Genomic DNA, 19,060 nt, shown 5'->3' with positions numbered 1-19,060 from the left:
GCCGCCGCGCCGCGTAGCGCGGCGGAGGCCTGCGTCAGCAGGGCTTGTCCGCCGTCAGGCCGCAGGTCCAGCCCTGCCACCAGGTGTCGGCCGAGTTCTTCACGCCGCCGATGTAGTCCACGTTCTGGAAGAAGGAATGGACCCCGCTCAGGTTGGCGTACGGGGTCACCGCCGACTCGTTGGCGCCGTTGACGAAGGTCGAGGCCAGGGTCGAGGTGCCGTTGGCGACGTTGTTGGTGCCGGCGTTGAACGCGGCCTCCGCCGTGGCGCCGGAGAAGGCGGTCGGGCAGGAGAAGAACACCGAGTGGAAGGTGCCGGTGGTGTTGGCGTCGGCGATGTTCAGGCAGGTGGCGCCGTTGCCGCTGCCGCCGGCCGGGCGGGTCACCACGGTGTTGTAGAAGCTGGCCTGGGTGCCCTGGTTCAGCTCGATCGCCACGCCGCCGCCGGCGCGACCGACGTAGGTGAAGTTGGCGATCCTGGGCTTGGAGTAGGGCTCGCGGCGGATGGCGCTCCACTCGTTCATGCGGTCGCCGCCGTTGGCGCGCTGCACCACGATGCCGAACTGCGCGCCGCCGTCCCAGCCGGTGTCGGTGTCCAGGCTGTCGTCGTCGTTGCCGGTCAGCACGATGTGGCGCAGGTTGACCGTGCCGCCGAAGATTTCGATGCCGTCGTCGGAGCTGTTGTGCACCTGGATGTGGTCGACGGTGGTGGCGCGGCCGACGCCGCCGAAGGTGATGCCGTTGAGCTCGTTGTTGGCGGCGATGGTATAGCCGGAGTGCTGCACGCGCACGTAGCGCAGGCGGCCGCTGTTGTCGTTCGGGTTGTTGCCGCCGTAGAAGACGTTGTTCACGCCCTCGATGAGCGCCTGGCACTCCGGCGTGCCCGACACGGTCTCGCCCGGGCAGGCGCTGATCGGCGCGCGGCCCAGGATGACCACGCCGCCCCACTGGCCGATGGAGTCCACGTTGGTCTCGCCCTCGACGCTGGCGCGCGAGGTGAACACGATCGGGTCGCTGGCGGTGCCCTCGGCGAAGATCTGCGAGCCGCGGTTGACCACCAGGAAGTCGGCGCCGGCCGAGCCGAAGAAGCGCACGCCGGGTTCCACGGTCAGGATGCCGGTCTGCGCGCCAGCCACCGGGGCCGAGGCGTTGCCGCCTGCGTCGTCGCCGACGTTGACCTGGCCGTTGATCGCGTAGATCACGCCGTCCAGCTTCTCGATGACCAGGTTGCCGACGATGCGGTTGGGCAGCTGGCAGGCGCGCAGCGTGCCGCCGGCGACGGTGCCGACGTTGGCGAAGCCCGTCGGGCAGTTCTCGGCCGGGCCGGCGGCCGGCGGCGGCGAGGTCGGCGGCGGGGTGGTCGGCGGCGGCGTGGTCGGCGGCGGAGCCGGCGGGAAGGCGCCTTCGCCCGGGGAAACGACGCTGTCGGCGCCGCCGCCGCAGGCGCTCAGGGCCAGTGCGGCGCCGAAAGTCATCAGCAGGGTCTTGGTGTTGTTGCGGACAGGCATTTCCTCTATCTCCGGTCGTTGGACGGGTGGTCCGGGCGAGCAAAAAAGCGTTAAGAAGGCTGTATAGGAAACTTGCGTGACAAAGCGGTTACCGCCCGCGTCGCGCGCATCCGCTGCGGGCAATGGGCGGCCGTCGGCGATCGCGTCGCCGTGCACGCCATGTTTCAGCAGCTTTGTTGCAGCCGTATGTTGTTCATGCGACGCGCGCGGCCTGCTGCATCCGCGCGCGGCTGCGGCACAATGGCGTGCATGGATCGCAGGCAGCTTCCCGACGAACTCGAGCAGTGGGTGGTGCGGCAGGCGGTGGCCGGCGCCGACCCGGAAGACGTGCTGCGCCCGCTGCGCGAGGCGGGCTGGGACGAACAGGACGCGGTGGACGCGGTGCAGGAGGCGGTCGCCCGCTTCCTCGAGCGCAGGTCGCAGGAAGCCGGGCTGCCGCTGCCCTGCCCGGTGCCGGTGCCGATCGGCATCAACGGCCCCTCGGTGCTCGACGCCGGCGACCGCGAGGTGCACGTGCTGATGAGCCTGATGCTGCCGCGCGTGGTGGTGTTCGGCGGGCTGCTGTCGGACGAGGAGTGCGACGCGCTGGTCGAGCTTTCGCGGCCCGGGCTGCGCCGCTCGACCACGGTGGACATGCGCACCGGCGGCGACCAGGTGCACGCCGACCGCACCAGCCGCGGCACCTTCTTCACCCGCGGGGAGAACGCGCTGTGCCGGCGCATCGAGGCGCGCATCGCGCGGCTGCTGGACTGGCCGCTGGAGAACGGCGAGGGATTGCAGGTGTTGCACTACCCGCCGGGCGCGGAGTATCGCCCGCATTACGACTACTTCGACCCGGCCGAGCCGGGCGGCGAGGTGTTGCTGCGTCGCGGCGGCCAGCGCGTGGCCACGCTGGTGATGTACCTCAACACGCCGCGCCGCGGCGGCGCCACCTCATTCCCCGACGCCCGGCTGGAGGTGGCGGCGGTGAAGGGGAACGCGGTGTTCTTCAGCTACGACCGCGCGCACCCGATGACGCGCACGCTGCATGCCGGCGCGCCCGTGGTCGAAGGGGAGAAGTGGATCGCGACCAAGTGGCTGCGGGAGCGGCGGCACGACTGAGCGCGCCGCAGCCGGCCGTCGCCGCCTCCGACCGGCCCCCGGGTGCGGGCGGGCCCGGCGCGTTCAATCCCCGGGCAGGGCGAGGGTCTTGTGCTCGTACCTGCACAGGTCGCGGATCGGGCAGCGCGGGCATTCCGGCCGGCGCGCCTTGCAGGTGTAGCGACCGTGCAGGATCAGCCAGTGGTGCGCGTCCTGCAGGAATTCCGGCGGCACCACCCGCAGCAGGCCTTCCTCCACCTCGCGCACGTCCTTGCCCGGTGCCAGCCCGGTGCGGTTGGCGACCCGGAAGATGTGGGTGTCCACCGCGATGGTCGGCTCGCCGAAGGCGGTGTTCAGCACCACGTTGGCGGTCTTGCGGCCCACCCCGGGCAGCGCCTCCAGCGCCGCGCGGTCGCGCGGCACCTGGCCGCCGTGTTTCTCCAGCAGGATGCGGCTGGCGGCCACCACGTTCCTGGCCTTGGCGTTGAACAGGCCGATGGTGGAGATGTAGCGCTTCAGCCCTTCCTCGCCGAGCTCGACGATCCGCTGCGGCGTGTTGGCCACCGGGAACAGGCGGCGGGTGGCCTTGTTCACGCCCACGTCGGTGGCCTGCGCCGACAGCGCCACCGCCACCAGCAGCTCGAACGGCGTGCTGTATTCCAGCTCGGTGGTCGGATGCGGGTTGAGCTCGCGCAGGCGCGAGAACAGCTCGCGTACTTCCGCCGGCGCCAACCGCCCGGCGCGGGCGCGGATGCGCGGCTTGGCCGCGGCCTCGCGCGCCTTCGCGGCCGTGCCGGCTTTGTTCGCGGCCGCGGGCCGGGCGGCCGGTCCCGGGACGGCGGCGCCGGGACCCGAGGCGCGCTTGCGTACCACCTTGCTCATGGCTTGCGCCCCGCCGCCGCGCGCGCCCGCGCGCGGGCCAGGGCCGCCGCCGCCGCGGGCGGCAGGGCCGGGTTGGACGCGGGCGCGTCGGCCGGAACGGCCGCGGCGCGGCGCCGGGCCTCGCGCTCGGCGGCAATCCGCTCCAGCCGCGCGGCGCGCGCGCGGTGCCGCTCGCGCGCGGCCCAGGCCGTGCGCAGGCGCTGTTGCGCCGCAAGCAGCGGCGCGTCCTCCGCTGCGGCGGGCGAGGCGGGGTAGTCCATCAGCCCGGCCTGCAGCGCGGCGTCGAGGTCGCCATCGGCCAGCAGCGCGAGCAGGCGCGCGCGCTGCGCCTGGCGGGCCGGGTCCTGCATCGTCGCCATCGCCCGGTCAGCGGTTGCGGAACTGCGGGGTGCGCTTGCCGAGGAAGGCGGAGGTGCCCTCGCGCATGTCCTCGGTGGCGAACAGCAGGGCGAACTGCGCGGTCTCGAACTGCAGGCCTTCCTCGATCGCGCACTCGCCGCCGACCACCACCGCGTCCAGGACCGCGCGCAGCGCCAGCGGCGCGGCCGTGGCCAGGCTGCCGGCGAGGGTGGCGACCTCGGACTCGAGTTCCGCGGCCGGGACCACACGGTTCACCAGGCCCAGCTGAAGGGCGCGGGCGGCATCGATGGGCTTGCCGAGCAGGCACAGCTCCAGCGCCGCGGCGCGGCCGCACAGGCGCAGCAGGCGCTGGGTGCCGCCGAAGCCCGGGACCAGGCCCAGGTTGATTTCCGGCTGGCCCAGGCGCGCGCTGTCGGCGGCGATGCGCAGGTGGCAGGCCATGGCCAGTTCCAGGCCGCCGCCCAGGGCGTAGCCGTTGACCGCGGCGATCACCGGCTTGGGCATGCGCTCGATCCGGCGCATCAGGCGCTGGCCCAGCAGGGAGAACTCGCGTGCCTCGATCGGGCCGAGCTGGTTCATCTCGGCGATGTCGGCGCCGGCCACGAAGGCCTTGGGGCCGGCGCCGGTGAGTACCACCACGCGCACGGCGGTATCGGCCGACGCCGCGGCAAAGGCCGCGTCCAGCGCCTCCAGGGTCTGCCGGTCCAGGGCGTTGAGCCGCTCGGGACGGTCGATGGTGATGGTGCGGACGCCATCGGCGTCGCGGACGGTGACGGGACTGGACGCCATGGGGCTCCTTGTCGGTACGGTTCGGGAATGTGAAGGAAGCGGCGGAACTTCGCGGGTCCGCCACGGTCACAGGCCTGTCCCGCGCGCTCTGGCGCGGGCAACCAAGCGGCGGCTATCCTAGCGCGTCGAACACCCGGGGCCGACCGTCCCCCTTCCGGAGAAGAACTTGATGAAGTTGCGTCCGATCGCTGTCGCCCTTGCCGCCATGGCCGTGGCCGGCAGTGCCCTCGCCCAGGACACCACGTCCGAGAAGGGCAAGCTGAGCTACTACTTCGGCTATGACTACGGCAACAACCTTGCCGAACTGCAGGCCCGCGGCGAGCAGCTCGACGTCAATTCGGTGGTCAAGGGCCTGCAGGACGCCCTGGCCAAGAAGGAGCCGGCGATCACCGCCGAGCAGCTGCGCCCGGCCCTGGAAGCCTTCCAGAAGCGCGAGCAGGCCCGCATGCAGGAGGCCAAGGCCCAGTACGACAAGGCCGCCGCGGAGAACAAGACCCGCTCCGACCAGTTCATCGCCAGCTACAAGGGCCAGGCGGGCGTGAAGACCCTGCCCAGCGGCGTGGCCTACAAGGTGGTCGAGGCCGGCAACGGTGCCAAGCCGACCCAGGCCAGCACCGTGCAGCTGGAGGTTGCCGGTCCGTACCCCTACGGCCAGCGCCCGGAGCAGGCGCGCCCGGCACAGCAGATCCCGTCGATCAAGGTCAGCGAGGTCGAGATGGCGGCCATGCGCGAGGTCCTGCTGCAGATGCCGGCCGGCTCCAAGTGGGAAGTCGCCCTGCCGCCGGACAAGGCCTACGGCGCCGACCCGCGCACCGGCTTCCCGCCGAACGTGGCGGTGGTGTTCGAGATCAAGCTGGTGTCGGTCAAGTAATACGCGGCGGCCACCGCCGTCCGTGTTGCTGCGCCGGCTTCGTGCCGGCGCAGTCGTTTCCGGCCCTGCAGGATCCCGTGACGTGAGCGTTTCCCCAGACCTGGCTACCGTTTCCAGCCCGTGCATCGGGCTGTGCCGCCTGGACCGTGACGGTCTGTGCGAAGGTTGCCTGCGCAGCGGCGAGGAAATCGGTGCCTGGAGCCGGATGGACGAGGGCCAGCGCCGGCGCCTGATGGAGGAGGTCTTGCAGCAGCGCCAGCGGCAACGCCAGGTCTTCGTGCAGCGCCTGCGCGAGCGGGACGGCCTGCAGCGGGTGCTGCACCCGTTGCGCCAGCCGCCGCGCGAGCCGGGCTGGAACCGCGACGAACTGGCCGACCTGCTCGGCCCGCATGCCCCGGCCGAGGCCGCGGTGCTGGTCGGCCTGGTCCCGCGCGTGGAGGGCACGCGGGTGCTGCTGACCCTGCGCACCGACGGCCTGCGCCACCATGGCGGCCAGGTCAGCTTCCCCGGCGGAAGGGTGGAGCCGGCGGACCGCGGCGTGCTGGCGGCGGCGCTGCGCGAGAGCCACGAGGAAATCGCGTTGCCGGTGTGCCAGGTCGCGCCGCTGGGCTACCTGGACCCGCTGCTGACCATCAGCGGCTTCCGCATCACCCCGGTGGTGGCGGCGGTCGACCCGGACTTCGTGCCGCGCCCGGAGCCTGGCGAGGTGGCGCAGGTGTTCGAGGTGCCGCTGGACTACCTGATGGAGCCGGCGCGCCTGCGCCGGATCGACATGGACTACCGCGGACGCACCCGCACCGTGCTGGAGTACGACTGGCCGGAACAGCGCATCTGGGGCGCGACCGCGGCGATCCTGTACAACCTGAGGAGACGCCTGGAGGAGGGGAGATGAGCGGCATGCACTGGACCACCCTGGTGGACGTGCCCGCGCTGGCGGCGCGGCTGGACGACCCCGGCCTGCGCCTGCTCGACGCGCGCGCGGTGCTGGCCGATCCGCAGGCCGGCGCCGCCGCGTTCGCGGCCTCGCACCTGCCGCGCGCGCGCCACGCCGACCTGGACCGCGACCTGTCCGACCACGACGTGCAGGGCGAAGGCCGGCATCCGCTGCCGCGCGCGGAGGATTTCGCCCGGCGCGTGGGCGCCTGGGGCATCGGCCCGGAGCACCAGGTGGTGGTCTACGACGCCGGCGACGGCAGCATGGCCGCGGCACGCGCCTGGTGGCTGCTGCGCCTGCTGGGCCATGCCCGGGTGGCGGTGCTGGACGGCGGCCTGGCCGCCTGGCGCGCTGCCGGCCTGCCCGAATCCGGCGATGGCGCCGGAGCGCCGGCGCCGCTGCCGCCGTATCCCTCGCCCGGTTACGACCAGGCCCGCATCGCCACCGCGGCGGACGTGCTGCAGCGGTTGGGCGAGCCGGCCGGCTGGCTGCTGGACGCGCGCGGTGCCGAGCGCTTCCGCGGCGAGGTCGAACCGATCGATCCGGTCGCCGGCCACGTGCCCGGCGCGGTCAACCGTCCCTTCACCCTGAACCTGCGCGATGGCCGCTTCCGCCCCGCGCAGGAACTGCGCGCCGAGCTGGAGCCGCTGCTGCATGGCTGGGCGCCGCCGGATGCGGTGCTGATGTGCGGCTCCGGCGTCACCGCCTGCCACTTGCTGCTGGCGATGGAGCACGCCGGGCTGTCCGGCGCGCGGGTCTACGCCGGGTCCTGGAGCGGCTGGATCGCCGATCCCTCGCGCCCGGTGGCGCGCAGCGCCCAGTAGGCCACCCGGCGGGCCGCAGCCCGCCAGGCCGGCATCCGGGCTCAGAGCAGCATGCCGCCGGAGGCCTCGATGCGCTGGCCGTTGATCCAGGCCGTGCCCGGGCCCAGCAGCGCGGCCACCGCGCCGCCGATGTCGTCCGGCTGGCCGACGCGTCCCAGCGGGGTCTGCGAGGCGACCCAGGCATTGAGCTGGCGGTCGTCGCGCAGGCGGCCGCCGCCGAAGTCGGTCTCGATCGCGCCCGGGGCCAGGGTGTTGACGCTGATCCGGCGCTCGCCAAGTTCGCGTGCCAGGTAGCGGGTCAGCACCTCCACCGCGCCCTTCATCGAGCCGTAGGCCGAAGTGCCGGGCATGCTGAAGCGGGCCAGGCCGCTGGAGATGTTGAGGATGCGGCCGCCGTCGGCAAGCAGCGGCAGCAGGGCCTGGGTCAGCAGGTACGGGCCCTTGAAGTGGATCCGGTACATCTCGTCCAGCTGCGCCTCGGTGGTCTCGGCGAAGGGCACGTGCAGGCCTGTGCCGGCGTTGTTGACCAGGTGCTCGAACCGCTGCCGGCCCCAGCCGGCCAGCACCTCGCGCACGTGTCCGGCGAAGGCCGCGAAGCTGCCGCTGTCGGCCACGTCCAGCGGCAGCACCGCGACCCGGCGCCCGAGCGCCTGCAGCTCGGCGGCGACGGCTTCGGCCTCGGCGGCCTTGCTGCGGTAGGTGAGGATCAGGTCGTGGCCGGCGCGGGCCAGGTGGATGGCGGCGTTGCGGCCGAGGCCGCGGCTGCCGCCGGTGATCAGGGTGACGGGGGAGGCGGGGGTATCCATGGCGAGGCTCCGTGCGTGGGGAGGAATGGGACACGCACAGGCTATTGGTGCCAGATTGGCTGATAAACTCGGCTCAACCGATTTCTTTGTTCGCCTGGGGCGAACAGTCCATGGACCAACTCGAGCATTACCGCATCTTCCTCCGCGTCGCCGAACTTGGCGGCTTCACCCGCGCCGCCGACAGCCTGGGCCTGCCCAAGGCCAGCGTGTCCACGGCGGTGCGCCGGCTGGAGGCGGAGCTGGGCACCCAGCTGTTCCACCGCACCACGCGGCGGGTACAGCTGACCGGCGACGGCGCGCTGTTCCTGGAGCGCTGCCGCGACTTCCTCGGCGAGGCCGAGGAGCTGCAAAGCATGTTCCGGCGCGAGCCGCAGCAGCTCAGCGGCCGGGTGCGGATCGGCATGTCCGGCGGCATGGCCCGGCAGCTGGTGCTGCCGCGGCTGGGGGCGTTCCTGGAGGCGCACCCGGGGCTGCAGATCGAGCTGGGCGCCGGCGAGCGCCGGGTCGACGTGGTGCGCGAGGGCTATGACTGCGTGGTGCGTACCGGTGACGTCGTCGATCCGAGCCTGGTCGCGCGGCGCCTGGGCCTGGCGCCGGTGGTCACCTGCGCCAGTCCGGCCTACCTGGAGCGCCACGGCATGCCGCGCACGCTGGAGGACCTGGCCTCCCACCGCCTGGTGCAGTTCGCGGTGGCCTTCGGCCAGAAGCCGGAGGGGTTCGAGTACCCGCTGCCCGGCGGCGGCCATGCCAGCCTGGAGCTGCCGGGTGCGGTCATCGTGGACAACGGCGAGGCCTATGTCGGCGCGGCCCTGGCCGGGCTGGGCCTGATCCAGCTGCCGCGCTTCGGCGTGCGCGAGGCGCTGGCCGACGGCCGCCTGGTCGAGGTGCTGCCGCAGCTGCCGGCCGCGCCGATGCCGGTCAGCCTTCTGTATCCGCTGCAGCGGCACATGCCGCGCCGGGTGCGCGAGGTGATGGACTGGCTGGCCCAGGTGCTGGCCGAGCACCTGGAGCCGTGGCCGGGCTGAGCGCTCAGGCCTTGCCGAGCTTCGCCAGCAGGGCGCGCAGGCCGGCCTGGGTGTCCGGCTCGTACCAGCCGTCGACGAAGCGGTCCAGGTGCAGGTGGTCCGGGTCCAGCGCGCGCACCAGGTCGGCGCGGGCCAGGGCGCGGGTCTGCAGCATCGGCGCGCGCGGCAGGCGCAGCAGCGGCTCCAGCCAGGCCAGGGCGCGCGGCACCACTTCCTCCACCGCGACCAGCTCGTCGACCAGGCCGATGCGCAGCGCTTCCTGGTCCGGAACCATGGCCCCGGCGACCAGCAGGCGCTCGGCGCGGTGGTGGCCGACCACCCGCCGCATCAGCTGCTGCGCGCCATCGGGCACGGCCAGGCCGACCTGGGTCTCGTTCATGCCGATGGCGAACGGTCTGGCTGGATCCGGCGAGCGCGCCATGATCCGGTAGTCGCAGCACAGCGACAGCACGCAGCCGCCGGCCGGTGCATGTCCGGTGACCGCCGCCACCACCGGGATGCGCAACCCGGCCAGCGCGCGCGCCGCGCCGAAAAACGCGCCCCAGGCCGCCTGCAGGGCGTGGCGGTCCTCGCCCAGCGACATCAGGTAGGGCACGTCCAGGCCGGCGGAGAACATGCCCGGCGCGCCGGACACCACCACCGCGTCCATGTCCTCGGCCACCGCGGTCTCCAGGCCGGCGATCAGCGCCCGGCACAACGCCGGATCCAGCGCGTTGACCGGCGGGCGCGCCAGGCGCAGTTCGCGGATGCGGCCGTGGTCGATGGTCTGCACGAAGGCGTTCATGGGCGGTCCGGTGGCATGCGTATGGGGCGGCTATGATAGGGGCCATGGACATCCGACGACTGCTCCCGATCGCCATCGCGGCCGCCCTGGCCGCGCTCCCCGCCGCCAACCGCGCCGCCACGCCCGCATCGGACGATGCGAAGGCCGCTTGCGTGGTGATGGAGGACGGCTGGATCCGGCTGTCGCCGGTGCCGCAGCCGCGCATGCTGGCCGGCTTCGGCCGCATCGCCAACCACTGCGGCGAGGCGGTGGCGGTGGTCGGCGCACGCAGCCCGGCGTTCGCCGAGGTCAGCGTGCACGAGACCACCCAGGTCGACGGCCTCAGCCGCATGCGCGAGCTGGAGCGGCTGCCGCTGCCGGCGCACGACGAGGCGGTGCTGCAGCCGGGCGGCCTGCACCTGATGCTGATGCAGCCGGGCAAGGCCCTGGCCGAGGGCGAGCGCGTGCCGCTGGTGCTGCTGCTGGCCGACGGCCGCGAGGTGCCGGTGGAGCTGGCCGTGCGCCGCGCCGCGCCCGGGCCGGCCGCGGCCGACCCGCACGCGCACCACCATCACTGAGCCGCCCCGCGCGGGGCGTGCCACATGGCTCCAGGCCCAAGCCGCGGCCTGAAGGGAGGGGAGGCATGAGCGAATCGAAGGGCTGGCCACGTTCGATCCTGCTGGCCAGCGACCTGGACGCGCGCAGCGACCGCGCGCTGGACCGCGCGCTGCAGCTGGCCCGGGCCTGGGACGCGCGCCTGGTGGTGGCCAACGTGGTCGACGCCAACGCGGTCGAGGCCCACGCCATGCTGGTCCGCGATCCGCCGGACTGGTACCGCGGCAGCGACCCGGTGCACGCGGCGGAGAAGCAGCTGCGCGACGACGCGGCCGCGCGCGGCGTCGACGTTACCTTGCGGGTCGAGCAGGGCGGCCGGGTCGCCGAGCGCCTGCTGGAAGTGGCGCGCGAGGAAGGCTGCGGCCTGGTGGTCACCGGCGTCGCCCGGCTGGAGCCGCTGGGCCGGCTGGTGCTGGGTTCGACCGTGGACCAGCTGGCGCGGCGCTCGCCCTTGCCGGTGCTGGTGGTGCGCCGGCGCACGCACGGGCCGTACCGGCGCATGGCCGTGGCCAGCGACTGGTCGGCGGCCTCGGCGCATGCGTTCCGCACCGCGGCGGCGCTGTTCCCGGATGCCGCGGTCAGCGTGCTGCACGGCTACGAGGCGCCGCTGGCCGGGCTGGCCGACGCCGCCCGCGACCAACTGCGGGCCGCCGCGCGCAGCCGCGCCGAAGCCGAGGGCCGGGCCTTCATCGCCGCGTGCGAGCCGCCCGGCGGCGCCAGCGCGGTCAGCCTGGTGGCCGAGCGCGGCGACCCGTCCCTGCTGCTGCGGCTGTACGCCGCGCAGTTCCCGGTCGACCTGGCGGTGGTCGCCTCGCGCGGGCGCAGCGCGATGGCCGACGTGCTGCTGGGCAGCGTGGCCCAGCGCCTGCTCGAGACCTCGCCGGTGGACATGCTGGTGGTGCGCGACCCGGGCGCGCGCTGAGGCCCGCCGCGCCCGGCAGGCGCGGCGTTCCCAGAAAACGAAGGCGGAGCCGGCGCCCGGCCGGCGCCGGACAGGCGGTCAGGCCGCGGCGGCGCGGATCGCGTCCGGCAGCGGCGCGCTGCGGCCGGTCTGGGTGTCCATCCAGACCACCACCACGTTGCCGTCCGAGTACAGGATGCGCTCGTCCTTCTGGTCGAGGATGCGGTGGCCGATGGTGACGCTGCTGTTGCCCAGGCGCTCGACGAACAGCTCCACGACGATGTCGTTGGGCCACACGATCGGCGCGCGGTAGTTGACGTTGGTGGCGGCCACGACCGGGGCGATGCGGTCGCTCATGGACACGCCCGGCACGCCCTGCATCCAGCGCACGCGCGCTTCTTCCAGGTAGGACACGTACTTGGCGTTGTTGACGTGGCCCATGGCGTCCATGTCGCGCCAGCGCACGCTGATCGGCACGCGCGCCAGCAGGCGCGGCTGCGGGGTGGGGGAGGTTGCGGTCATGCGGTCCTGCTCTTGGTTTTCCTTGCCGGGGCCTTCTTCGCCGCGCTCTTGCGCGGCGGCAGCACCGGATCCTTCGCCACGGCGGCGGGCTTGCTGCCGCGCGGCGTCTTCGTTTCCGGCAGCAGCTTGGCCAGGAAGCGGCCGGTGTGCGAGGCCGGGTTGGCGGCGATCTCCTCCGGCGTGCCGGTGGCGATGATCTGGCCGCCGCGGTGTCCGCCTTCCGGGCCGAGGTCCACGACCCAGTCGGCGGTCTTGATCACGTCCAGGTTGTGCTCGATCACCACTACGGTGTTGCCCTCGTCGCGCAGCCGGTGCAGCACGCCCAGCAGGTGCTCGATGTCGTGGAAGTGCAGGCCGGTGGTCGGCTCGTCGAGGATGTACAGGGTGCGGCCGGTATCGCGCCGCGACAGCTCCTTGGACAGCTTCACGCGCTGCGCCTCGCCGCCGGACAGGGTGGTCGCGCTCTGGCCGAGCTTGACGTAGCTCAGGCCCACGTCGACCAGGGTCTCCAGCTTGCGGGCGATGGGCGGGACGTTCTCGAACAGCCGCAGCGCGTCCTCGACCGTCATCTCCAGCACGTCGTGGATGCTGTGGCCCTTGTACAGGATGTCCAGGGTCTCGCGGTTGTAGCGCTTGCCGCCGCACACGTCGCAGGGCACGTACACGTCCGGCAGGAAGTGCATCTCGACCTTGATCAGGCCGTCGCCCTGGCAGGCCTCGCAGCGGCCGCCGCGCACGTTGAAGCTGAAGCGGCCCGGCGAGTAGCCGCGCGCGCGCGCCTCCGGCACCTGCGCGAACAGCTCGCGCAGCGGGGTGAACAGGCCGGTGTAGGTGGCCGGGTTGGAGCGCGGGGTGCGGCCGATCGGGGACTGGTCGATGTCGACGATCTTGTCGAACAGGTCCAGGCCCTCGACCTCGCGGTACGGCGCCACCGGGTGCGAGGCGCCGTTGATCTCGTTGGCCGCCAGCGCGAACAGGGTGTCGTTGATCAGGGTCGACTTGCCCGAGCCGGACACGCCGGTGACGCAGGTGAACAGCCCGGCCGGGATCTCCAGGTCGACGTCCTTGAGGTTGTTGCCGCTGGCGCCGTACAGGCGCAGGGTCATCTTCGGGTTCGGCTTGTGGCGCCTGGCCGGCACCTCGATCCTGCGCTTTCCGGACAGGTACTGGCCGGTCAGCGAGCGCGGCGAGCGCACCAGGTCCTCCAAGGTGCCCTGGCCGACCACCTCGCCGCCGTGCACGCCGGCGCCGGGGCCGATGTCCAGCACGTGGTCGGCGGCGCGGATCGCATCCTCGTCGTGCTCGACCACGATCACCGTGTTGCCCAGGTCGCGCAGGCGGGTGAGGGTGCCCAGCAGGCGCTCGTTGTCGCGCTGGTGCAGGCCGATGGAGGGCTCGTCGAGCACGTACATCACGCCCACCAGGCCGGCGCCGATCTGGCTGGCCAGGCGGATGCGCTGGGCCTCGCCGCCGGACAGGGTGTCTGCCTTGCGCTCCAGGGTCAGGTAGTCCAGGCCGACGTCGACCAGGAAGCCCAGCCGCTCGTTGATCTCCTTGACGATCTTGGCCGCGATCTCGCCGCGCCAGCCCGGCAGCTTCAGGTCGCGGAAGAAGGCCAGGGCCTCGTCGATCGGCATCACCACCAGCTCGGGCAGGGCGCGGTCGGCGACGAACACGTTGCGCGCGGCCCGGTTGAGCCGGGCGCCGCCGCACTCGGGACAGGCGCGCTCGGAGATGTACTTGCCCAGCTCCTCCTGCACCGCCGCCGACTCGGTCTCGCGGTAGCGGCGCTCGAGGTTGTTGATGATGCCCTCGAAGCGGTGCTTGCGCTGGGTGCGGCCGCCGGCCTCGGTGAGGTAGGTGAAGGTGATCACCTCGTCGCCGCTGCCGTACAGGATCGCCTGCTGCACGTGCTCGGGCAGCTGGTTCCACGGGGTGTCCGGGTCGAAGCGGTAGTGCCTGGCCAGCGAGTTGATCAGCTGGAAGTAGTAGGCGTTGCGGCGGTCCCAGCCGCGCACCGCGCCGGCGGCCAGCGACAGCTCCGGGTGCGCGACCACCCGTGCCGGGTCGAAGAACTCGGCCATGCCCAGGCCGTCGCAGGATGGGCAGGCGCCCATCGGCGCGTTGAATGAGAACAGGCGCGGCTCCAGGTCCGGCAGCGAGTAGTCGCACACCGGGCAGGAGTACTTGGACGAGAACAGCTGCGGCGGCGCGTCCGGGTTGTCCAGCGACATGACCATGGCCATGCCGTCGCCCAGCTTGAGCGCGGTCTCGAACGACTCGGCCAGGCGCTGCTTGATGTCCTCGCGCGGGCGGAAGCGGTCGATCACCGCCTCGATGGTGTGCTTCTGGCGCAGGGCCAGGGCCGGCACCGCGTCGATCTCGTGCAGGGTGCCGTCGACCCGCACCCGGACGAAGCCCTGGGCGCGCAGCTGCTCGAATACCTGCACGTGCTCGCCCTTGCGCTCGCGCACCACCGGGGCCAGCAGCATCCAGCGCTGCTCCGGGTCCAGGGCCAGCACCTGGTCGACCATCTGGCCCACGGTCTGGGCCTCCAGCGGGTAGCCGTGGTCCGGGCAGCGCGGGATGCCCACCCGCGCGTACAGCAGGCGCAGGTAGTCGTAGATCTCGGTGATGGTGCCGACGGTCGAGCGCGGGTTGTGCGAGGTCGACTTCTGCTCGATCGAGATGGCCGGGGACAGGCCCTCGATGTGGTCGACGTCCGGCTTCTCCATCACGCTGAGGAACTGCCGGGCGTAGGCCGAGAGCGACTCCACGTAGCGCCGCTGGCCCTCGGCGTAGATGGTGTCGAACGCCAGCGACGACTTGCCGGACCCGGACAGGCCGGTGATCACGATCAGCTTGTCGCGCGGCAGGTCGACGTCGATGTTCTTGAGGTTGTGGGTCCGCGCGCCGCGGATCTTGATGGCATCCATCAGTGGGGGCTCTGCGGAGGCAATGCGCCAGCGTAAGGGAACGCCCGATTTGGGGGCAACGGGCCGCGCCCGCAACCCGCCCGGCGGCGGGCCGGGGCCGCCGTTCAGGTCCATGGGGGTGGCTTGACCCGGGCCTGGCCGGACCCCTACAATTCCGCTTCTGTCCGCCCATCCGCGGGCAGGGTTGACCACAATAACAACAGAGGAATGCCTGGTCATGTACGCAGTTCTGGTAACCGGCGGTAAGCAGTACCGCGTGGCGCAGGGCGAGAAGCTCCGCGTCGAGAAGCTCGAGGCCGAGGCTGGCTCCGAGATCAAGTTCGACAACATCCTGCTGCTGGGCGACAGCGACGGGATCAAGGTCGGTGACGCCCTCAAGGGCGCGAGCGTGACCGCGAAGGTCGTCGGCCACGGCCGCGCCGACAAGGTCAAGATCATCAAGTTCCGCCGCCGCAAGCACCACATGAAGCGGCAGGGCCACCGCCAGCACTACACCGAAATCGAAATCACCGGCATCGCCGGCTAATCAGTAGGGAGATCCCGTCATGGCACACAAAAAGGGCGTAGGCTCCTCGCGCAACGGCCGCGATTCCAATCCGAAGTACCTGGGCGTGAAGGTGTTCGGCGGCCAGGCCGTCGAAGCCGGCAACATCATCGTCCGCCAGCGCGGCACCCAGTTCCACCCGGGCGCCGGCGTCGGCCTGGGCCGCGACCACACGCTGTTCGCGCTGGTCGACGGCAAGGTCCAGTTCACGACCAAGGGTCCGGCCAAGCGCCGCACCGTCAGCGTCGTCGCTGAAGCCTGATTGCTGGCCGCGCCTGGCGCGGCCGGACCGCACGGCAGGCCCCGCTTAGGCGGGGCTTTCCGTTTCTGGGGCGCCCGCGGCCCGCGCCGTCCGCGCCGGGCCGGGCCGGCTAGACTGTGCCCCGTCGCATTCCCCCTCCCGAGTCCTGCTGCCCCATGAAACTGGTCGACGAAGCTGAAATCGAGGTGATCGCCGGCAATGGCGGCAACGGATGCGTCGGCTTCCGCCGCGAGAAGTTCATCCCGCTGGGCGGTCCGGACGGCGGCGACGGCGGCGATGGCGGCAGCGTCTGGCTGGTCGCCGACGAGAACCTCAACACCCTGGTCGACTTCCGCCACGAGCGCCGCTTCCGCGCCCAGCGCGGGCAGAACGGCATGGGCCGGCAGATGTACGGCAAGGGCGGCGAGGACCTGTTCATCACCGTCCCGGTCGGCACCGTGGTGACCAACGTCGAGACCGACGAGGTCATCGGCGACCTGACCGCGCACGGCCAGCGCCTGCTGGTGGCCCGCGGCGGCAAGGGCGGCCTGGGCAACATGCACTTCAAGAGCTCGACCAACCGCGCCCCGCGCCAGGCGACCCCGGGCGAGCCGGGCGAGCAGCGCACGCTGAAGCTGGAGCTGAAGCTGCTGGCCGACGTCGGCCTGCTGGGCTTCCCCAATGCCGGCAAGAGCACCTTCGTGCGCGCGGTCTCCGCCGCCACCCCGAAGGTGGCGGATTATCCGTTCACCACCCTCTATCCGAACCTGGGCGTGGTCAGCGTCGAGCCGCACCGCAGCTTCGTGATCGCCGACATCCCGGGCCTGATCGAGGGCGCCGCCGACGGCGCCGGCCTCGGCGCGCAGTTCCTGCGCCACCTGCAGCGCACCCGCCTGCTGCTGCACCTGGTCGACATCGCGCCGATGGACGGCTACGAGGGCGTGGAGGTCATGTCACCGGTGGAGCAGGTGCGCGCGATCGAGCGCGAACTGGAGCGGCACGATCCCGGGCTGCTGGCCAAGCCGCGCTGGCTGGTGCTGAACAAGGCCGACCTGATGTTCGAGGACGAGGCCCGCGAACGTGCGGAGGCCATCGTCGCCGAGCTGGGCTGGACCCAGCCCTGGTTCCTGGTCTCGGCCCTGGGCCGCGAGGGCACCTGGCCGATCATGCAGCAGGTGATGGGTTTCCTGGACCGGCAGCGCCACGCTGAAGCCGAGGCCGATGAAGATGCATCGGCCTGAGTCTGGATTCCGCGCAACGAAAAACCCGGCCGAAGCCGGGTTTTTCGTATGCCTGGCTGGCGCGGAAGGGCCGGCGCGCGCTGCGCGGCCCGCCCTCCGCCAGGGATCAGGCGGCGGCCTTGATGGCCTTGATACGCGCGGTCAAGCGGCTCTTGTGACGGGCGGCCTTGTTCTTGTGGATCAGGCCGCGGGCGCTGAAGCGGTCCAGCAGCGGCTGGGCGATGGCGAAGGCGGCCTCGGCGCCGGCGGCGTCGTTGGCGTCCAGGGCCTTGAGGACCTTCTTGACGGCGGTGCGGAGCTGCGAGCGCTGGGCGGTGTTGCGCGCGTTGCGCACGACCGTCTGCTTGGCGCGCTTCTTGGCGGACTTGATGTTGGCCACGGCGGTGGATTCCTGAAAAACGGGTACGAAAACGGTATGGTGGAGTACAGCGAACGCGAAATTATGGTTTATTCAAGGGCTTGGGTCAACCGTTGTGGTCGGCCCGCCGTAGACGGCCCGGAGGCCGGTCGATGAGCGGCTCCCGCCTGTTGCGTTCCGCGTCACTGTTCAGCTCCCTGACCTTCGTTTCCCGGGTGTCGGGCCTGGTGCGCGACCAGGTCTACGCCATCGTGTTCGGCGCCAGCCCGGCAATGGACGCGTTCATCGCCGCGTTCCGCATCCCCAATTTCATGCGCCGGCTCTCGGCCGAGGGCTCGTTTTCGATGGCCTTCGTGCCGGTGCTGGCCGAGTACAAGGAGAAGTACGGCGCCGACGCGGTCCGTGCCCTGGTCGACCGCGTGACCGGTGCCCTGCTGGCCGCCCTGCTGGTGCTGGTGGCCGCGGTCCTGCTGTTCGCGCCCTGGGTGGGGCGGCTGCTGGTCCCGGGATTCGTCGAGGAGCCGGAGACCTACGCGCTGTTCGTGGAGATGCTGCGCATCACCTTCCCGTACGCGCTGTTCATCTCCCTGGCCTCGCTGGCCGGCGGCATCCTCAACACCTGGCAGCGCTTCGGCGTGCCGGCCCTGTCGCCGGTGCTGCTGAACCTGGCGCTGATCGCCGCCGCGGTGGTCGGCGGGCACTGGCTGGGTGGTTCGGTGAAGGTGCTGGCCTGGGGCGTGCTGGTGGCCGGCATCCTGCAGCTGGCCTTCCACCTGCCGGCGCTGGCGCAGCTGGGGCTGCTGCCGCGGCCGCGCCTGGACCTGGCCCATGCCGGCGTGCGCCGGGTGATGACGCTGATGGTGCCGACCCTGTTCGGTTCCTCGGTGGTGCAGTTCAACCTGCTGATCAATACCCAGCTGGCCTCGCTGCTGGTCGGCGGCAGCATGACCTGGCTGTACTACAGCGACCGCCTGCTGGAGTTCCCGCTGGGCATGTTCGGGGTGGCGATCGGCACCGTGATCCTGCCGCACCTGTCCTCGCGCCACGCCAGCGCCGACCCGGACGGGTTCTCGCGCGGCCTGGACTGGGGCTTCCGCCTGTGCGTGCTGATCGGCGTGCCGGCCACCCTGGGCCTGGTGCTGTGCGCCCGGCCGCTGGTGGCCACCCTGTTCCAGTACGGCGAGTTCGGCGCGGAAGACGCGCGCATGAGCGCGCTGAGCCTGGTCGCGCAATCGCTGGCGGTGCCGGCCTTCCTGCTGGTGAAGGTGCTGGCCCCGGCGTTCTACTCGCGCCAGGACACCCGCTCGCCGGTGCGCGCGGCGGTGTTCGCGGTGCTGGTCAACGTCGCCAGCACCCTGCTGTTCTTCGCCCTCCTGCTGTACGCCACCGACACCGGCCGCCAGGCGCTGGCCGCCGCCGGCGGCAGCGCGGTGGCGGCCCTGGGCACGGTGCGCGGCGCCCATGCGCTGCTGGCGCTGGCGGTGGCGGTGGCCGGCTGGACCAATGCCCTGCAGCTGGCCTGGATGCTGCGCCGCGCCGGGGTCTACCGGCGCCAGCCCGGCTGGGGCCGCCTGCTGCTGCAGGTCGGCGCCGGTGCGCTGGCCCTGGCCGTGGTGGTGCTGGGACTGGGCTGGCTGTGGCCGGACTGGTCGGCCTGGGCCTGGTGGGAGCGCGCGTGGCGGCTGGCGGTGATGGTCGGCGCCGGCGCGGCGGCCTATGGCGCGCTGCTGCTGGCCCTGGGCCTGCGCCCGCGCGAGTTGCGCGGCTGAGGCGGACCGGCGCGGGCCTTTGTCCCGCGCCGGCCGCTATACTTGCAGGCTCGGCCCCGGGCCGGCGCCGGCTGGCGCCGCGGGGCGTCCCA

General features: G+C 72.3%; 20 protein-coding genes. 11 read left to right on the top strand and 9 right to left on the bottom strand.

Annotated features, from left to right (window positions below; all coding sequences use genetic code 11):
• Positions 1-34: 34 nt before the first annotated feature.
• Positions 35-1,507 carry a hypothetical protein gene (locus EIM48_RS00460; protein WP_125076586.1) on the bottom strand — a complete coding sequence of 491 codons (1,473 nt, stop codon included), beginning with the start codon at positions 1,505-1,507 and terminating at the stop codon, positions 35-37.
• Positions 1,508-1,756: 249 nt separating this feature from the next.
• On the opposite strand from EIM48_RS00460, the gene EIM48_RS00455 reads away from it, so the two are divergent.
• Entirely contained in the window at positions 1,757-2,608 is an 852-nt protein-coding gene (locus tag EIM48_RS00455) for a 2OG-Fe(II) oxygenase (RefSeq protein WP_162125603.1), read from the top strand.
• A 63-nt stretch (positions 2,609-2,671) separates the two neighbouring features.
• Here the strand turns inward: EIM48_RS00455 and nth are convergent, their stop codons facing one another.
• From nth to EIM48_RS00440, 3 genes are read right to left on the bottom strand one after another with little or no spacing between them, the layout of a single operon-like run.
• Positions 2,672-3,469, bottom strand: a complete 798-nt coding sequence (gene nth / locus EIM48_RS00450; protein ID WP_125076588.1) for an endonuclease III — start codon at positions 3,467-3,469, stop codon at positions 2,672-2,674.
• A complete protein-coding gene (locus EIM48_RS00445; protein WP_125076627.1) occupies positions 3,466-3,819 on the bottom strand; it encodes a hypothetical protein in 354 nt (117 codons plus the stop codon). Before EIM48_RS00445 ends, nth begins: the two co-directional genes overlap by 4 nt.
• Before the next feature lie 16 nt (positions 3,820-3,835).
• Complete coding sequence (locus EIM48_RS00440) at positions 3,836-4,618, bottom strand: enoyl-CoA hydratase-related protein (protein WP_019398882.1); 783 nt, start codon at positions 4,616-4,618, stop codon at positions 3,836-3,838.
• A 169-nt stretch (positions 4,619-4,787) separates the two neighbouring features.
• On the opposite strand from EIM48_RS00440, the gene EIM48_RS00435 reads away from it, so the two are divergent.
• The 3 genes from EIM48_RS00435 to EIM48_RS00425 all read left to right on the top strand — a co-directional run bounded on the left by EIM48_RS00435 (position 4,788) and on the right by EIM48_RS00425 (position 7,247).
• Positions 4,788-5,489 (top strand): FKBP-type peptidyl-prolyl cis-trans isomerase N-terminal domain-containing protein, encoded by a 702-nt coding sequence (locus EIM48_RS00435; RefSeq protein WP_019398881.1) that lies wholly within the window; start codon positions 4,788-4,790, stop codon positions 5,487-5,489.
• An 82-nt stretch (positions 5,490-5,571) separates the two neighbouring features.
• Positions 5,572-6,381 carry a CoA pyrophosphatase gene (locus EIM48_RS00430; protein ID WP_125076589.1) on the top strand — a complete coding sequence of 270 codons (810 nt, stop codon included), beginning with the start codon at positions 5,572-5,574 and terminating at the stop codon, positions 6,379-6,381.
• Positions 6,378-7,247: a sulfurtransferase gene (locus EIM48_RS00425; RefSeq protein WP_028915383.1), complete on the top strand. Its 870-nt coding sequence runs from the start codon at positions 6,378-6,380 to the stop codon at positions 7,245-7,247. Before EIM48_RS00430 ends, EIM48_RS00425 begins: the two co-directional genes overlap by 4 nt.
• 41 nt (positions 7,248-7,288) lie before the next feature.
• On the opposite strand, the gene EIM48_RS00420 is transcribed toward EIM48_RS00425, so the two are convergent.
• Complete coding sequence (locus tag EIM48_RS00420) at positions 7,289-8,053, bottom strand: SDR family oxidoreductase (protein ID WP_125110867.1); 765 nt, start codon at positions 8,051-8,053, stop codon at positions 7,289-7,291.
• A 110-nt stretch (positions 8,054-8,163) separates the two neighbouring features.
• On the opposite strand from EIM48_RS00420, the gene EIM48_RS00415 reads away from it, so the two are divergent.
• Positions 8,164-9,078 (top strand): LysR family transcriptional regulator, encoded by a 915-nt coding sequence (locus EIM48_RS00415; RefSeq protein WP_084220849.1) that lies wholly within the window; start codon positions 8,164-8,166, stop codon positions 9,076-9,078.
• Between the two features lie 4 nt (positions 9,079-9,082).
• Here the strand turns inward: EIM48_RS00415 and EIM48_RS00410 are convergent, their stop codons facing one another.
• Complete coding sequence (locus tag EIM48_RS00410) at positions 9,083-9,862, bottom strand: enoyl-CoA hydratase/isomerase family protein (protein WP_019398876.1); 780 nt, start codon at positions 9,860-9,862, stop codon at positions 9,083-9,085.
• A gap of 44 nt (positions 9,863-9,906) precedes the next feature.
• Between EIM48_RS00410 and EIM48_RS00405 the strand changes: the two genes are divergently transcribed.
• Entirely contained in the window at positions 9,907-10,419 is a 513-nt protein-coding gene (locus EIM48_RS00405) for a copper chaperone PCu(A)C (RefSeq protein ID WP_125110866.1), read from the top strand.
• A 65-nt stretch (positions 10,420-10,484) separates the two neighbouring features.
• Positions 10,485-11,378, top strand: coding sequence for a universal stress protein (locus EIM48_RS00400; protein WP_125110865.1), 894 nt, complete (start codon positions 10,485-10,487; stop codon positions 11,376-11,378).
• Between the two features lie 78 nt (positions 11,379-11,456).
• Here the strand turns inward: EIM48_RS00400 and EIM48_RS00395 are convergent, their stop codons facing one another.
• On the bottom strand, positions 11,457-11,879 hold the full coding sequence (locus tag EIM48_RS00395) for a thioesterase family protein (protein ID WP_019398873.1): 423 nt from the start codon (positions 11,877-11,879) through the stop codon (positions 11,457-11,459).
• Positions 11,876-14,815 carry an excinuclease ABC subunit UvrA gene (gene uvrA, locus EIM48_RS00390; protein WP_125110864.1) on the bottom strand — a complete coding sequence of 980 codons (2,940 nt, stop codon included), beginning with the start codon at positions 14,813-14,815 and terminating at the stop codon, positions 11,876-11,878. The genes EIM48_RS00395 and uvrA overlap by 4 nt, the downstream gene beginning before the upstream one ends.
• Positions 14,816-15,032: 217 nt before the next feature.
• On the opposite strand from uvrA, the gene rplU reads away from it, so the two are divergent.
• The 3 genes from rplU (at position 15,033) to cgtA (ending at position 16,841) form a co-directional block, all read left to right on the top strand.
• The gene (rplU, locus tag EIM48_RS00385; RefSeq protein WP_019398871.1) at positions 15,033-15,341 is read left to right on the top strand and encodes a 50S ribosomal protein L21; all 309 of its coding nucleotides are present in this window, start codon (positions 15,033-15,035) and stop codon (positions 15,339-15,341) included.
• A 19-nt stretch (positions 15,342-15,360) separates the two neighbouring features.
• Positions 15,361-15,621 carry a 50S ribosomal protein L27 gene (rpmA, locus tag EIM48_RS00380; RefSeq protein WP_019398870.1) on the top strand — a complete coding sequence of 87 codons (261 nt, stop codon included), beginning with the start codon at positions 15,361-15,363 and terminating at the stop codon, positions 15,619-15,621.
• 155 nt (positions 15,622-15,776) lie between these two features.
• Positions 15,777-16,841, top strand: coding sequence for an Obg family GTPase CgtA (cgtA, locus tag EIM48_RS00375; protein WP_125110863.1), 1,065 nt, complete (start codon positions 15,777-15,779; stop codon positions 16,839-16,841).
• A 106-nt stretch (positions 16,842-16,947) separates the two neighbouring features.
• Here the strand turns inward: cgtA and rpsT are convergent, their stop codons facing one another.
• On the bottom strand, positions 16,948-17,220 hold the full coding sequence (gene rpsT / locus EIM48_RS00370; protein WP_019398868.1) for a 30S ribosomal protein S20: 273 nt from the start codon (positions 17,218-17,220) through the stop codon (positions 16,948-16,950).
• Between the two features lie 131 nt (positions 17,221-17,351).
• Here rpsT and murJ point away from each other — a divergent pair, with 131 nt between their 5' ends.
• Positions 17,352-18,968, top strand: coding sequence for a murein biosynthesis integral membrane protein MurJ (gene murJ / locus EIM48_RS00365; RefSeq protein WP_019398867.1), 1,617 nt, complete (start codon positions 17,352-17,354; stop codon positions 18,966-18,968).
• The last annotated feature ends 92 nt before the right edge of the window (positions 18,969-19,060 follow it).

It is taken from the genome of Pseudoxanthomonas sp. SGNA-20 (assembly GCF_003931635.1).
GTDB lineage: Bacteria > Pseudomonadota > Gammaproteobacteria > Xanthomonadales > Xanthomonadaceae > Pseudoxanthomonas.
Note: the sequence above shows the minus strand (reverse complement) of the source record. Positions and strands in the feature narration are given on the sequence as shown.